Origin of the sequence: Brevibacterium sp. H602 (assembly GCF_051172395.1) — a bacterium.
GTDB lineage: Bacteria > Actinomycetota > Actinomycetes > Actinomycetales > Brevibacteriaceae > Brevibacterium.
On the sequence record NZ_JBPIZD010000002.1, the window covers coordinates 193,257 to 206,803 of the forward strand.

13 protein-coding genes and 1 riboswitch are annotated in these 13,547 nt (G+C 65.2%); of the genes, 2 read left to right on the forward strand and 11 right to left on the reverse strand.

Annotation, left to right across the window (positions count from 1 at the left end; genetic code table 11):
* Positions 1-30 precede the first annotated feature (30 nt).
* The 3 genes from ACSBQT_RS03015 to ACSBQT_RS03025 all read right to left on the reverse strand — a co-directional run bounded on the left by ACSBQT_RS03015 (position 31) and on the right by ACSBQT_RS03025 (position 2,023).
* Complete coding sequence (locus ACSBQT_RS03015) at positions 31-846, reverse strand: class I SAM-dependent methyltransferase (RefSeq protein ID WP_410709654.1); 816 nt, start codon at positions 844-846, stop codon at positions 31-33.
* Between the two features lie 170 nt (positions 847-1,016).
* Entirely contained in the window at positions 1,017-1,373 is a 357-nt protein-coding gene (locus tag ACSBQT_RS03020; RefSeq protein WP_101545914.1) for a DoxX family protein, read from the reverse strand.
* The gene (locus tag ACSBQT_RS03025; protein WP_410709655.1) at positions 1,370-2,023 is read right to left on the reverse strand and encodes a TetR/AcrR family transcriptional regulator; all 654 of its coding nucleotides are present in this window, start codon (positions 2,021-2,023) and stop codon (positions 1,370-1,372) included. The genes ACSBQT_RS03020 and ACSBQT_RS03025 overlap by 4 nt, the downstream gene beginning before the upstream one ends.
* 85 nt (positions 2,024-2,108) lie before the next feature.
* Between ACSBQT_RS03025 and ACSBQT_RS03030 the strand changes: the two genes are divergently transcribed.
* Positions 2,109-3,377, forward strand: coding sequence for an Nramp family divalent metal transporter (locus ACSBQT_RS03030; protein WP_410709656.1), 1,269 nt, complete (start codon positions 2,109-2,111; stop codon positions 3,375-3,377).
* Positions 3,378-3,455: 78 nt separating this feature from the next.
* Here the strand turns inward: ACSBQT_RS03030 and ACSBQT_RS03035 are convergent, their stop codons facing one another.
* The 6 genes from ACSBQT_RS03035 to ACSBQT_RS03060 all read right to left on the reverse strand — a co-directional run bounded on the left by ACSBQT_RS03035 (position 3,456) and on the right by ACSBQT_RS03060 (position 11,660).
* Positions 3,456-4,514 (reverse strand): hypothetical protein, encoded by a 1,059-nt coding sequence (locus ACSBQT_RS03035; RefSeq protein ID WP_410709657.1) that lies wholly within the window; start codon positions 4,512-4,514, stop codon positions 3,456-3,458.
* A gap of 33 nt (positions 4,515-4,547) precedes the next feature.
* Positions 4,548-6,134, reverse strand: a complete 1,587-nt coding sequence (locus ACSBQT_RS03040) for a lipase maturation factor family protein (protein WP_410709658.1) — start codon at positions 6,132-6,134, stop codon at positions 4,548-4,550.
* 3 nt (positions 6,135-6,137) lie between these two features.
* Positions 6,138-7,226 (reverse strand): hypothetical protein, encoded by a 1,089-nt coding sequence (locus ACSBQT_RS03045; protein ID WP_435000816.1) that lies wholly within the window; start codon positions 7,224-7,226, stop codon positions 6,138-6,140.
* A gap of 124 nt (positions 7,227-7,350) precedes the next feature.
* Positions 7,351-8,472 carry a hypothetical protein gene (locus ACSBQT_RS03050; RefSeq protein ID WP_435000817.1) on the reverse strand — a complete coding sequence of 374 codons (1,122 nt, stop codon included), beginning with the start codon at positions 8,470-8,472 and terminating at the stop codon, positions 7,351-7,353.
* Positions 8,473-8,679: 207 nt separating this feature from the next.
* Positions 8,680-10,938: a choline BCCT transporter BetT gene (betT, locus tag ACSBQT_RS03055; protein ID WP_435000818.1), complete on the reverse strand. Its 2,259-nt coding sequence runs from the start codon at positions 10,936-10,938 to the stop codon at positions 8,680-8,682.
* A gap of 176 nt (positions 10,939-11,114) precedes the next feature.
* On the reverse strand, positions 11,115-11,660 hold the full coding sequence (locus tag ACSBQT_RS03060; protein WP_435000819.1) for a hypothetical protein: 546 nt from the start codon (positions 11,658-11,660) through the stop codon (positions 11,115-11,117).
* Positions 11,661-11,791: 131 nt separating this feature from the next.
* Here ACSBQT_RS03060 and ACSBQT_RS03065 point away from each other — a divergent pair, with 131 nt between their 5' ends.
* The gene (locus tag ACSBQT_RS03065) at positions 11,792-12,454 is read left to right on the forward strand and encodes a metal-dependent transcriptional regulator (protein WP_410709663.1); all 663 of its coding nucleotides are present in this window, start codon (positions 11,792-11,794) and stop codon (positions 12,452-12,454) included.
* Positions 12,455-12,529: 75 nt separating this feature from the next.
* Here the strand turns inward: ACSBQT_RS03065 and ACSBQT_RS03070 are convergent, their stop codons facing one another.
* Together ACSBQT_RS03070 and ACSBQT_RS03075 are read right to left on the reverse strand one after the other, a co-directional pair.
* Entirely contained in the window at positions 12,530-13,024 is a 495-nt protein-coding gene (locus ACSBQT_RS03070) for a hypothetical protein (protein WP_435000820.1), read from the reverse strand.
* 32 nt (positions 13,025-13,056) lie between these two features.
* Positions 13,057-13,167, reverse strand: a riboswitch (SAM riboswitch).
* Between the two features lie 73 nt (positions 13,168-13,240).
* A complete protein-coding gene (locus ACSBQT_RS03075) occupies positions 13,241-13,450 on the reverse strand; it encodes a hypothetical protein (RefSeq protein WP_139469426.1) in 210 nt (69 codons plus the stop codon).
* Positions 13,451-13,547: the final 97 nt, after the last annotated feature.

Below are 13,547 nucleotides of genomic sequence, written 5' to 3' on the forward strand. Positions count from 1 at the left end.
TCGGGAAAACCACCCTGCAGGCAGCGCGAGTCAGGGTTTGCGGGTGACGATGAGGAATCTCTTCTGGGTGACGGTGATCGGCTCACTCGATTCGGCCAGGCGTCTGAGGACATCGAGGTTGGACCTGACGGCGAACCCGGGAACGTCCCACGGAATATAGGCGAGGTACTCGATGACCGCCTCGACGTCGGTGAAGCGCATCGTGCCCTGCCATTTGCGAGCCGCCTCGATCGACAGACCCTGACTCTCGGCGTCGCTGACGCACGGCTCGAGCTGCTGGTGCAGATCGCCCACCCCGCCGCCGAAGAGGTCGCGGAACTCCTGCGCCTCCGTGCCGTCGACCTGCTGGGTGAGGAACAGCCCGCCCGGGGAGAGGACACGGGCCACTTCGGCGAGGTCATAGCTTTCGTGTCGATTCATCACGAGGTCGAACTCACCGTCGCCCCACGGCATCTCCGGGTGATGCTCACTGTCGTACCGGGTGACCTCGACGCCATAGTCCTGCAGCGTCGAGGCGGCCAGGGGAACATTGGGCTCCCACCCTTCGGCCGCGGAGATCGTCGGCGACGGTTCGCCGGGAGGCCTGGCCTCGTCGAGCCGATCGATGAGTTCGCTGAGGCGCTCGCCGCCTCCCGTGCCCATGTCGAGGCATCTGCTCGACTCGGCCATCGCATCGAGGCAGATCTGATCGAAGTCCCACGGCGGATCATCGGCGACGAGGCGGCCGGCCAGTGGGGAGAAATCCCACCCGGTCATCGCCGCCGTCTCATGGATCCAGGCCCATCGCTCGTGGCGTTCATGGGGAGTCTCGTCGCGCGTGCGACTGCTGTCGGCATATTCGGGCATGTGCACACTCCTCTGCCGGGTGGCTCGGCACCATCACCGAGCAGGTCAGCAATTCTGCCGGACGGCTCAGCGCCGAAGGAGGCACCGGTGCCGTACTTCGACTCTAGGCCAAAACGGGATCGAGGTGCGGGATGTGGGAGAAGAATTCTCCGGACTGAGACATGGGATATTCAGAGGAAGCAGAACACGAGCACCGCGATGCAGACGACGAGCATTCCCAGACAATTGAGCCAGAAATCCCGACCGACATACCTCGCTCGCAGGTGAGCGGCAGCGGCGCAGAGGAAGTAGACGACGAGGCCCGCCGCGGCTGCTGCGCCGAGCCCGGGAATCCAGATCCCCGTCACCAGGCCTGCTGCGGCGAGGAACTTCACGACGGCGAGTACCCACCACCACTCCCGCGGGAAGCCGACCCCGTCGAGGCAGGCGGCGATCGCCCGCGGGGGACGGAAGGTGAGCAGGCCGTCGCCGAAGACGATGACCGCGAGGACGATAACCGGCCAGACCGGTTCGGGCAGGAGCGTCACAGCGAGCTCCTGACTCTCGTATGGAAGACGATGCTCGCGAGCATCGCCTCGACGGCGTCGTCGAGACCCATCGTCGTCGCCGCCCACCGGAAGAGGATGCCCAGGTAGGAATCGTAGAGAGCCGCGGCGCTGGCCCGTGCGTGGTCCTCATTGATCCCGATCGAGACCAGTGACTCGCTCAGGCGGCTCTGCAGGTCCACGGCGAGAGCGTTGAACACCTCCGGCTCGCCCTTGACTCGCATCATCGCCGCCGCATAGTCGCGGGACAGATCCTCGTGTTCGGCGAAGAATTCGAGGAAGGGCAGGAAGAGTTCGAGCAGATGACGCTGCACCGCCGAGGATGGTCGGGGCGGGCCCGTTGTTGCGCCGGCGTTCGTTTCCCGACGCGACAGGCTCGTGCGTCGCGCCGGTGGCGTGTACCTCCCGTTCTGCAGCTGCCCGATCCACCGATCGAAGCACCGGACGAGGATGACGTCCTTATCACCGACCGACATCACTCTGCCCACCGACACCTCGGCAGTTTTCGCGACTGCCCGAATGGTCGTGGCCTTGAAACCATGTTCGAGGAACAGCTCGGCGGCGGCACCGATGATCCGTTCCTCGGTCTGCCGGCGCTTGCCGGACCTCAGCTGAACGTGTTCACTGACCATGCTCGAACCCTAAGCCCTTCCGTGTTCACTTTCCAGACCCGGTGAGGTGTTGCCCGCAACGGGAAAGTTAATGTACCTTAACTTTATGAACGTCGATTCCTCATCGGTGCGCACCCGCGAGCGCGGGCTGAAGAAGCACGGCCGGAAGAAGATCTCCACGGCAGTGCTCCTCGGCCCGGCCTTCGTCGCGGCCATCGCGTATGTCGATCCGGGCAACGTCGCGGCCAACCTCACCGCCGGTGCGGAGTACGGGTACCTGCTCGTCTGGGTGCTCGTGGCCGCGAACCTCATCGCCGTTCTCGTCCAATACCTATCCTCGAAACTCGGGCTCGTCTCCGGGCAGTCGCTGTCGGGCATCCTCGGTGATCGCCTTCGGAAGAGGTCCCGCCTCGCATACTGGGGGCAGGCCGAGGTCGTCGCCATCGCCACCGATCTCGCCGAAGTCATCGGCGGCGCGATCGCACTGAAGATCCTCTTCGATTTGCCGCTCTTGCTCGGCGGACTAATCGTCGGGGTGGTGTCGCTGTTCCTGCTGTCGATCCAATCCACTCGCGGTCAGCGTCCCTTCGAATTCGTCATCATCGGATTCCTGGTCATCATCGCCATCGGCTTTCTAGCAGGCCTGTTCGTCGGGGATGTGAATTGGGGGCAAGCCGCAGGTGGAATCGTGCCGCGGCTCGAAGGCACGAACTCCGTGGTGCTGGCAGCGAGCATGCTCGGTGCCACCGTCATGCCCCATGCGATCTACCTCCATTCGGCGCTTTCGGTCGATCGTCATCGTGACAATGCGACCGCCTCGACCGGGCAGCTGCTGCGCGCCAGCCGCTGGGACGTCGTGCTCTCCCTCGTCATCGCCGGCTCCGTGAACATCGCCATGCTGCTCCTGGCCGCCGCAGCGCTGCGCGGGCAGACCGGCACCGACACCATCGAAGGCGCACACGCGGTCGTCACGGTCAACCTCGGCGAGGTCGTCGGCCTTTTCTTCGGCATCGGACTCCTCGCCTCGGGACTGGCCTCGAGCGCCGTCGGATCCTATGCGGGCGCTTCGATCATGCAGGGCCTGCTGCGGGTGAACATCCCGATCGTGTGGCAGCGCGCGTTCACGATGATCCCCGCGCTCATCGTTCTCGCCATCGGCGTCGACCCGACCTGGGCGCTCGTGCTCAGCCAGGTCGTGCTCAGCCTCGGCATCCCGTTTGCGATGATCCCCCTGGTCAGGCTCACGAGCAGCCGCCGGGTGATGGGCGAATTCGCGAACTCCCGGTGGATCACGGTCAGTGCGGCGGCCGCCTCGGCGCTCATCATCGTCCTCAACATCGTCCTCATCGTTCTGCTCGCCCTCGGTGTCGACTGACCGTCGCCGAGGCGGCCTCGAATCGGCGTCACTGACGTCCCGTTTCAGAACGGAGAATCACCTCGCCGAGGAGGCGCCTCAGTCGGGGAGGATCCCCGACCGGGCGAGGACGGTGAGCCTGCGCGTGAACTCGGCGGCCTCCTCGGGGTCGGTGCCGTACAGGCGGAAAGCCGGTCGATCCCGGAACTGCACAATGGCTGTTGCTCGCCCGTGATCGACTCGAGTGCTCGCCCCGACCAGTTGTTTCGGTGCCGCCTCGCCGATGATCTCCGTGCTTCCTGAGGACGTCGGGCGGGTGTGGACCAGTCGGGAAGGTGTGACGAGGAGGAACTCGGCACCGCGCGGATTGCGGTTGCCGATCTTCAGCCACACGGACTCGCCTCGGTCGAGGGCGTCATAGGGCGGCGGAGTCGGCCCACGGCGACGGGCTCGCGCGGAGAGTTTCTCCTCGCCGGCGCTGCTGATGGCCATCCGGCGGGCTCCGAGCACAATGATGACGGAGACCGCTGCGAGCGGCACGGTGATGGCCGCGGCGCTGACCGTGTTCGCGAAAGAGAGCCAGGCGAACAGAGCCCCGGCGCCCATGCCGAGGATGACGTTGCCGGCCACGAGCCAGAGTGCCAAGCCGGTGCGGCTGCGTACGGCCACTGTGACTCCGGCCATTGCCAGACCGAAGTTCGTCGACGCGATGGTTGCCGTGCACAAGGCGACGAACGGCAGAGGTGAGCTCGTGAAGTCACCCCAGACGGTTCCGGGAGCGCCGGGTGCGGATGCGAATGTCCGCCACAGGAGTGCAGCCAGACTGAAGCACAGCCCGAACAGCGGCCCGATGCTCGTGACGGTGATGAGCGGATCCTTGGTGAAGAGCGTGAGAGATCCGCGTGGGGCTCCGCTCAGTTCGGATTCGAGCCCTTCGCCGCGGTCGGATCCTGTGAAGAAGATGATCGCCACGAAGGTGGTGAGTCCGATGAAAGCGAAGGTCAGCGGTCCGGCCGCGGCAGCATCGATGACGACGTCCGATGAGCTGGAGGTGTGGGCCAGGCCGGTGTTGACGACGAAGAACACCACAGTCGCCACGGCGCTGAGGGCAACAGCACCGGTCAGCCCGTGGGACAGCGCTCGGCTTCGGGTGTTCATGGGTGGTCAGCTCTTCAGCGCGCGCATCGTCGGTCAGCTCTGCCGTAAGTCTATCGGCCGGACGAGGATGCGCGGGTCCGAGCGCACCCACCACGGCTTCAGTTCTCCGGCAGCGACGGCGGCCTGCCGTTCGGCGCGGGTGGCATAGCGGTAGGTGAAGACGCGGACGCGGATGAGGTCTGGGGCGGCACCGTCGAAGGGGTCGGGGCCCATGAGGCGGCGGATCTGCGGATCACCGGAGCCGATCGCGCGCAGCAGCTCGGTGAACCACGTCTGCCGGTAGTCGCCGAGCGCGGCGAACCACATGAGCCAGTCGAGGCGCAGATGATAGGGCGCGACGACGGGCCCGCGACGAAGAACGTCACCGGGTTTGCCCTTGAACCGATACTCGCGCCAGCCTGCGTCGGCGTCATCGTGGCCGGGATCGTCGGCTCTTGTGCCAGGGGCGTCTCCGTCGTCGATCCACCCTTCGATGATGATCTCGTTGCGGGTCTCGGTCATCGACCCGAAGGCGCCGTAGGCGTTGCCGAGTCCGAGCCGATTGAAGCTCGCGTTCATCAGCTGACCAGAAGAGAAGAGGTTGCGCAGCGCTGGCACGTTCAGCCAGGCCTGCCACGCGACGAATACGAGGACGATGATCAGCCACCACGCGGGCATCGGCTGAGAGGGACCGGCACCCGCGGACGAACCGGCCGCCTCGGTGACGGTGGGATCGGTGACGATCGCGGCCACGGAATTCCATCCCCAGTCGGGGAACGGGCCGCCCGCGATCCACCGGCAGAACGTATCGCTGATTCCGGAGCAGGCGAGCAGGATCGTCGCCCAGTTCAGCCACGCATAGTTGCCGCTGATGACGAGAGCGAGCTGGGTGATGATGATGGCGACAGCCGCGAACGAGGCGATCGGCTGGGGCAGGAACAGCAGCCACGGCGCGGCGAGTTGGACGATATGGCTGCCCAGCGTCTCACTCCTGTGCCACCAGCCGGGCATGAGGTGGGCCCGGCGGGAGAGCGGGTTCGGCATCGGTTGGGTCTGATGGTGATAGTCCATCGCGGTGAGGTCGCGCCAGGATGAGTCCCCGCGCATCTTGATCATTCCGGCTCCGAATTCGACGCGGATGACGAACCAGCGCAGCAGCAGGATCATCGCCCACGTCGGGGCCACCTCGTGGGAGCCGAGGAAGCCGACGAGGAATCCGGCCTCGAGCAGCAGCGATTCCCAGCCGAAGCCGTAGAAGCGCTGCCCGATCGACACGATCGAGAAGTACAGCGCCCACATGCCTAAGAACACCGGGATCGGCACCCATGCGGGACCGGCCTGGGGCAGCCCGATGATCGCCGAGGCGGCCAGAACCATTCCGACCACGCAGACGAGGCGGAGTCGCCGGTCCGAATACGCAAACCGCTTCCAGCGGAAGATCGTCGGCGCCTGTCGGGCCGAGGTCAGAGCGATGAAGCGCGGGGCGGGGGTGAGTCCGCGCTCGCCGAGGAGTGCAGGGAACTGGTTGAACGCCGAGGCGAAGGCGATGAAGAAGAGCACGCCGAAGCCGCGTTGGATGATCTCACGGGAGATCGTGTAGTCGCCGGCGGTGAGCAGAGCGACCACCTGGCTGAGTTCCATGGCTTAAGTCTCCTCCTCCTGCGGCAGACGTCCCGTCGTGGCCAGAGCGGTCAGTGCTTCGGCGAACGTGTCTGCCTCGCTCGGGTCCCCGCCGACGAGTTCCATGTCCGGACGGTCCCGGAAGTGCACCGAGGTGGTGTGTCCGGCTGGGCGGAACTTGGTGCTGGCTCCGCGCAGCTGTCCGGGATGTGCCTGGTCGAGGATGCGGACCGGGCCCGGTCGGGCGGACCCGGTTCCGGTGCCGGTGGGTGCGGCCAGGAGGAGTCGCTGGTTCGTGGCGGCGAGAATCTGCCCGGTCGGGTTATCCCTATCGGCGAAGTGGAGCATGAGGTTCTCACTTGGGGCGAGAGTCATCAGCAGAGACTGCAGCCGAGCCTCGTGGGCCGCATCGATCCTGTTGGTGACGCGTGCTCGGGCGACGGCGAACAGGCGGGCCGGGATCAGTGCGACCGTTGTGATGATGAGGCAGATGGCGGCCACTGCCAGCCCTGCCGGCGGTGACACCGTGAGGATGTTCGATGCCACGACGCCGATGGTGATGGCCAGGATGGCGATGAGCACAGAGACGATGAGGAAGATCGCCCAGAGCGTGCGGTGGAAGGCGTCGGCGATCGCTCCGAGGGCGAGGCTGAAGTTGACCGTGGCCCACAGTCCGAAGAGCAGGGCGAAGGCCGGCAGAGGCGATGCGGTGAGGTCGCCCCAGACGGTTCCGGGAATGCCGGAGTCCTTAGCGAAGGCGTGCCAGACGAACGCGGCGATGACTCCGCAGACGGCCCATACCGGTCCGACGGCGAACACTCGAGGCCAGGGATTCCGGACGAAAGCGGTGGGCGGCTGTCTGCGTTTCACTCCATGCGGATCCGCGGCCTGCTGCGCACGGGCGGCATCGCTGCCAGCGGGCGATTTGTCCTCATAGAAGGCGAAGGCGGCGATGGCCGAGAAGAAGAACAGGACCAGGATCCCGATGCTCGGCGCCTGGTCCGGGTTGATGCCTCTGAGCACATGCTTGCGGAGCGGATTGATACCGGCATTGGCAAGGAAGAACGGAATCGAGGCGAAGACGGCGAATCCGATCCCGAACACGAGAGTCATGCCCCTAGAGCGTCTGTCCCTATTCATACCTCCATCCTCGCAGGAACTCTGCGAGCCATGGGTGCTGAGATGTTCCGGATCCGTTGCGTCGGAACTACAAGTCTGGTCGAAGGAGTATGCCGGATCAGCGGGGAAGACGGCCCGTCCGGGCGAGGACGGTGATCGCCTCGGCGAAGCGACCAGATGCTTCCTCGGTGCCGCCTGTCACGCTCATCGGCTGCCGGCCGTTGAAGAGCACCGTCGTGATCACGTGGTTGCTGCGACGTTCCGATGCGCCGCCGCTCAGCTGACCGGGCTCGGCCTGTTCGAGGACGAATGTGCGCCCCGGCGCGATGATTGAGGCGCGAAAGATCCGTCGGTCAGTCAGCACCAGCATCTGCGGGTCGGCGGTGCTGCCGTTCGCATGGGCATTCGGCACCTCACCGAGGTAGGTGGTGAGGATCCGCTCTCCCGGTCGGAGGGCGTCTTCGGGCGGTTGAGCGGACCGGCCGGGACTTCGCCGAGTGCCGGCAGTCGGCCGTTCAGCGGAGTCGAAACGGTCGACTCGCCTGATCGCCCACCATCTGAGCGGGATGAGCAGAGCCGTCGAGACGATGAGACAGACCGCGCCGAGCAGAAAAGCGATGACTGTCGTAAGTGTGGCGAGTCCGAAGAAACCGAAGAGACCGGCCGTCAGACACCCCAGGCCGAGCCCGCAGGTGAGAATCGTGAGAGAGACCGGCCGACGATCTCGGCTGAACGCTTCGGCCAGTGACGACCAGGCGAAGGCCATGTTCGCCGTCGCCCAGCAGAGGAACACGATGGACAGGGCGGACAGCGGGTTGCCGGTGAGGTCTCCCCACACAGTTCCCGGAACACCTGGATCCGCGGAATACGTATGCCCGATGAACAGTGCCACCAAAGAGCAGACCGCCCAGATCGGACCGACGAGGAGGACTCGCGGAAGCGGAGCGTGGACGAACCGGGTGAACGACTTCGGTTGCCGTGGAGTGTGCGGCTCCGCCTCGGCGCGGTCGGGATGATCGTCTTCGCCGGCGATGGCCAGCGCCGCGATTGCGACCGCATTCAAGGCAAGGAGAAGTCCGAGAATTATGGACGGCGCCAAATAAGGGTCGCCGCCGAAGTCGTCGGGGCTGTGCTTCGATGCGACTCCTGCATTCGTCGACGTGAAGGCGATGAGTGCGATGCCGGCAATGAGCAGACCGAAGACGACGATCTTGCCGATGGTCGGATTCTTCAACTCCATGATTCGATTGTGTCACCGCCGAGGTCGGCACCGTTGGTGTGCCGGTAGCGGTCCTGACACATCTGAGCGGTCCCCGGTCAGATTCCCCGTCCCGACGCAGAAGGAGCGGTGACCATATCGGTCACCGCTCCTTCGGTCGCTGTGCTCACCCCGTCACCGAGGCGGCTGTGCACGGTTGGGCACGGCCGCCTCGGCGAGGGGTTTCGCTCAGTGCTTCGGCTCCTCGATGTCTTCGACGTCGTCAGCTTCCTTGGGCACCGCGGGAATCGAATCCGTGGGCGGAGGTGTCGGTGGAGTGACGACCGACTGGAACGAGTGCTCGTGCGAGTAGGCGAGGAACGACAGATGGTTCTCATACCGGTCGAGCACGTCGTCGATGATCTGCTGTGAGCTCAGACCCATGAGGTCGTAGCCTTCCGAACCGGTCTGTGTGAAGACCTCGATGCGGAAGTACTTGTCGTCACCTCGTGGGGCGTTGCGGGCGCCGAACGAGGGCACATTCGCTTCGACGGCCGCAGCCTCGTAGTGGAAGTCGCGTTGGTCGCCCATGTCGACATTGAGCGTGTTCGACATGATCTCGTTGTCCTCGTCGAGCGTCTGGAGGTGTTCGACGGTGTAACCGAGTTCGCGGAACTCGTTGGCCACGGCCTCCAGGGACGGTCCGACCACCTCGGTGACGAAACGGTCGACGGACTTCTTCGACGGGTAGGACCGCAGGGTCGCCAGTCGCTGACGCCAGGTCTTCTCCGGGGTGCGTCCACCGTGTGCCGCGGTGGTGCGGCGACGACGGATCCGGCCCTCGCGTTCGGCGCGCTCCATGCGCAGCACCTTCGAGAACGAGGCCATGACGAGGTAGGCGATGATCGTCACCGGCAGGGCGAAGATCAGCGTCGCGTACTCCATCGTGGTCACGCCTCCGGCGACGAGCATGGCGATCGTGAGCACCGCCGTCACCAGAGCCCAGAAGATGCGCAGCCACTTGGCGCCGTCCTCTTCCGGATTCGGAATCGAGGAGGAGAAGTTCGACATCACCATGGCGCCGGAGTTCGCGCTCGTGAGGTAGAAGAGCAGTCCGGACAGAGTGGCCAGGCCGATGAGGAACGTCGCTCCCGGGAACATCTCGAGCAGGTCGTACCAGCCCTGTTCCGGGGAGGCGATGGCCGTCTTCGCGAACTCGTCATTGCCGTTGAACACCTCGGACAGGGCCGAGTTGCCGAAGATCGTGACGATGATGAAGTCGCAGATCACGGGGGCAGTGATCGCAGCGATGACGAACTCACGCAGGGTGCGTCCGCGGGAGATGCGGGCGAGGAACAGACCGACGAAGGGACCCCAGGCGAGCCAGAAGGCCCAGAAGAAGAGGGTCCAGCCGCCCATCCATTCGGATCCGCCGTCGACATAGGCGAACGTCGACAGCGTCCGTTCGGGCAGGGTGAAGATGAAGCGGCCGATGTTCTCGACCATGGCGTTGAGCAGGAAGGCGGTCTTGCCGGTGACGAGGATGTAGAGCATCATCGCCGCACACGACCAGAGGTTGAGCTCGGAGACGAGGCGTATGCCCTTGTCCACGCCGGAGGTGCAGGCGGCCACAGTCATGACGACGGCCACGATGACGAGCGCGATCTGCAGGGCCAGTCCGGTTTCGAGACCGAAGAGAGTGGCGAACCCGACGTTGAGCAGGACGACGCCGATGCCCATCGAGGTGGCCACACCGAAGACGGTGCCGACGAGGGCGAAGATGTCGATGACATCACCGGTGGCTCCGCGCACGCGCTTGCCCAGCAGCGGGTAGAGGACCGCACGGATCGACAGGGGCATGCCCCACCGGTAGGCGAAGTAGCCCATGGCCATGCCCAGCAGCGAGTACATCGACCAGCCGGCGATGCCGTAGTGGAACATCGTCCACACCACGGCGTCCTGTGCGGCGGCGGCCGATTCGGCTGTGGCGTTGACCGGTTCGAGGTACTGGGTGATCGGTCCGGTCACCGAGTAGAAGAGCATGTCGATGCCCACGCCCGCGGCGAAGAGCATGGCGACCCAGGTGAAGAGGTTGTACTGCGGACGAGAGTGGTCGGGGCCGAGCCTGACGCTGCCTTCCTTGGACAGCGCCACCCAGAGGACGAAGCCGATGACGACGGTGACGGTGACGACATAGAACCAGCCGAGGTTCTCTGCAATCCAGTCCACGACAGTCTTCATCGTCGACTGAGCCGAGTCGGGCATCATCATCGCCCACACGGAGAACGCGAGGATGATGAGGGAGGCGACGATGAAGACTCGCCAATTGACCCGGGAGCCGCGTTCGTCGGAGAGCTCCTCCGGGCCCTTGCTCATCTCCGTACTGTCGATCGGAGCGCGCTTCTCAGGGTCGACGTCCCTGCTGATTCTCGTTGCCCGGTCGGTACCGCCGAATCGTTCACGTTCGACGACTGGGCGCTTCAACGTCTCTTCGTTCGGATCCTGCACGCATCGACCTCCGGTAGACAAAAAGGGACAGGGCCCGAAAATGGGCCCGATCCATTCTACGGGTGGAGGTTTCTCACAAATTCATCACCCCCTCTTTTCAGGAAGTTGACTAAGCGGTGGAGACGTCCGGGTCAGGCTGTGAAAGCAGGTGCTGTCAGGTGAGGGAGCGGGCGCGGTCACGCCCGGGAGCGGGCGGCCACCTCGTTGACGGTGTCGACGAAACGGTGCGCCTCCGCGGGAGTGGTCTCCTCCAACCGCATCGACGATCCGACGTGCAGCTCGACGGTTACGGTCGCGCGTTCGCGGAACTCCTCGGCGCGGACGACGCCGACCTGCCGAGGCGTCGCTTCCGAGAGCTGGGCGATGGAGCCCTCAGCATCGGTGCGCACTCGCATGATGCGCTGGTCGGTGAGGATGAGCAGATCGGTGTCGAACGGAGGCAGGCTCCGCAGCCGCGCGTACTCGATCTCTCCGGGTCGGAACAGACCGGATGCATTGATCCTCTCTGGTCGTGCTCGCTGGTCGTCCGAGGTGAGTGCCCCTCGCCGTGCTGTTGGTCCGGACGCGGTCTTGCGGGCCTTCGCCCAGCGGCGGAATGCACGGAACGGGGGCCAGCCGTCTGTGGGGGAGGGGGCGTCGGGGAGTGCGGGCCGAGCAGACCGCAGGCGGTCAGCGTCGTCGGCCGGGTGAACCGAGTCGGAGGGGAGGGAATGGGAGGTCATGAATGTGATTCTGGCAGGGCCGCCTCGGCGATGGGGCGGGTCGGACGTAATCGTTTGGGAACATCTGTGCCAGACCGCTCACTTCGGATGAAGTGCGGAGTGGGACGACGCGTCCATGGGATACTGGGGGCATGCGCGCAGGTGAAGTCTCCGAGGTCAGTCAGGACTACCTCAAGGCCATCTGGTCGGCTCAGGAATGGGGCGGGGACCCGATGACGGCCACCGAACTCGCGAACCGATTCGGAACGACGAAGGCCAATGTCAGCGAGGTGCTCAAGCGTCTCGACGAACTCGGTCTGATCACTCGAGTTCCCTATAAGCCGCCGGTGCTCACCGAGCAGGGCGAGGCGATCGCATTGTCGATGGTGCGCCGGCACCGGCTGATTGAGACGTTCCTCGTGAAGTCGCTCGGCTACGGCTGGGACGAGGTCCACGACGAGGCCGAGATCCTCGAGCACGCCGCCTCTGATCGGCTCATCGACCGCATCGACGCGTTCCTCGGCCACCCGACGTCCGACCCGCACGGCGATCCCATTCCCGGTGCCGACGGTGCCGTCGATTCCCATATTCCGACCCTTCTCGCCGAGGCGGCCGCCGGTCACTACGAGGTGCTGAGGGTCTCCGACGCCGATCCGCGGATCTTGGGCAAGCTCGCCGAGGCGGGTGTGCTTCCCGATGTCGCGCTCGACGTCGTCGACCGCACCGACGAAGAGGTGACCGTGGACATCGGAGGGGAGCGGGAGATGATCGCTTCCGCGCTCGCAGCGGCCGTGTATCTGCGCGTGGCTTCCTAGGCGAGTTGACCGAGTCGGATCTGTTGATCCGACCGGTAGTGGTGGCTGGTTTCGATGAGGTCAGAGACTCCTTGCTCAGTTGTTGCTTCGGGGCCGTGGGAACTTCGGTTCGGCGCGCAGCAGTGTCAGGGTCGTGGCCGTTCGGGCGTCGAATCCGTCGGTGAGGAAGAGCTTCGGCCAGTCGCTCCACAGTTCCGATTCATATGGCGTGCCGGGCAGGTAGGTCTTGAACGTCGCCTGCCGGTGTCCCGGGTGGGATCGGAAAGCCGTCTTCGGAATGGTGCGCAGGCTTTCGAAGAGTGTCTGGTAGAGAACCGGATTGAAGCCATCGAGGCGTGCGGATTCGGCGGTGCGCACCCAATCGGGTCCGGCGATCGGGATGCCGCGGGAGATCGCCGAACTCAGCTGAGCTTTGATGGCGGCGCGTTGCGGGTCTGGGGAGTGGTGGAGGAGGACCTTCGACCAGCGCAGGGCCTCCGCGGGGTCGAAGCCCGGCCACTGTTCGGCGGCCCTGCGGCGTTTGGCGGAGTCGTTGTGGAAGTCGGCGGAGTCGTCGAAGTCTGCGGACATGGCAAACCGTCCTTCTCGGGCGCAGCGGCCCGGATCGAAGCTTGCCCGAGCGGTCGGCGCGGGCCCGTTCTTCCCCTGGGGCACCCGGTCGATGACGGGTTGCCGTGTGGCCGGCCAGGTACCGATGGCCACAGCTCGCGAACGTGATTTCAGTGTACACGGAGGGTCTGACACGAGCTTTGCGCTGGTGATCTCCGTGGCCGGCCGAGGAGGGACCTAGACGAGTCCTTCTTCGTCGGCGTCGGCGGCCGATGACCAGAATCGGGGATCGTGGTCCTCGACGGTTTCCCCGCAGTCGACACAGGTGCGGAATTCGATGGTTCCGTCGGAGTTGAGTCGACCCGGTGTCAGGCTGCTGCTCTCTTCGCAGCCAGGACACCATCCATTGATGAAGCGTCTGATGTGAGTGCCGTGTTCCTTGTCCATTCCGGCTGACCTCTCGACCGAATGCGCAGTGCGTGAACCTGCTGTTTTCAGTCTACGAGCGCCGGCAGTCGGCGAAGATGAACTTCCGGAGAAGACG

Coding starts and splice junctions, on each gene's coding strand:
- ACSBQT_RS03075 (WP_139469426.1), bottom strand. CDS start 13,450: ATGGACAAGGAACACGGCACTCACATCAGACGCTTCATCAATGGATGG.
- ACSBQT_RS03015 (WP_410709654.1), bottom strand. CDS start 846: ATGCCCGAATATGCCGACAGCAGTCGCACGCGCGACGAGACTCCCCAT.
- ACSBQT_RS03035 (WP_410709657.1), bottom strand. CDS start 4,514: ATGAACACCCGAAGCCGAGCGCTGTCCCACGGGCTGACCGGTGCTGTT.
- ACSBQT_RS03065 (WP_410709663.1), top strand. CDS start 11,792: ATGCGCGCAGGTGAAGTCTCCGAGGTCAGTCAGGACTACCTCAAGGCC.
- ACSBQT_RS03030 (WP_410709656.1), top strand. CDS start 2,109: ATGAACGTCGATTCCTCATCGGTGCGCACCCGCGAGCGCGGGCTGAAG.
- ACSBQT_RS03040 (WP_410709658.1), bottom strand. CDS start 6,134: ATGGAACTCAGCCAGGTGGTCGCTCTGCTCACCGCCGGCGACTACACG.
- ACSBQT_RS03070 (WP_435000820.1), bottom strand. CDS start 13,024: ATGTCCGCAGACTTCGACGACTCCGCCGACTTCCACAACGACTCCGCC.
- ACSBQT_RS03045 (WP_435000816.1), bottom strand. CDS start 7,226: ATGACTCTCGTGTTCGGGATCGGATTCGCCGTCTTCGCCTCGATTCCG.
- ACSBQT_RS03050 (WP_435000817.1), bottom strand. CDS start 8,472: ATGGAGTTGAAGAATCCGACCATCGGCAAGATCGTCGTCTTCGGTCTG.
- ACSBQT_RS03060 (WP_435000819.1), bottom strand. CDS start 11,660: ATGACCTCCCATTCCCTCCCCTCCGACTCGGTTCACCCGGCCGACGAC.
- ACSBQT_RS03025 (WP_410709655.1), bottom strand. CDS start 2,023: ATGGTCAGTGAACACGTTCAGCTGAGGTCCGGCAAGCGCCGGCAGACC.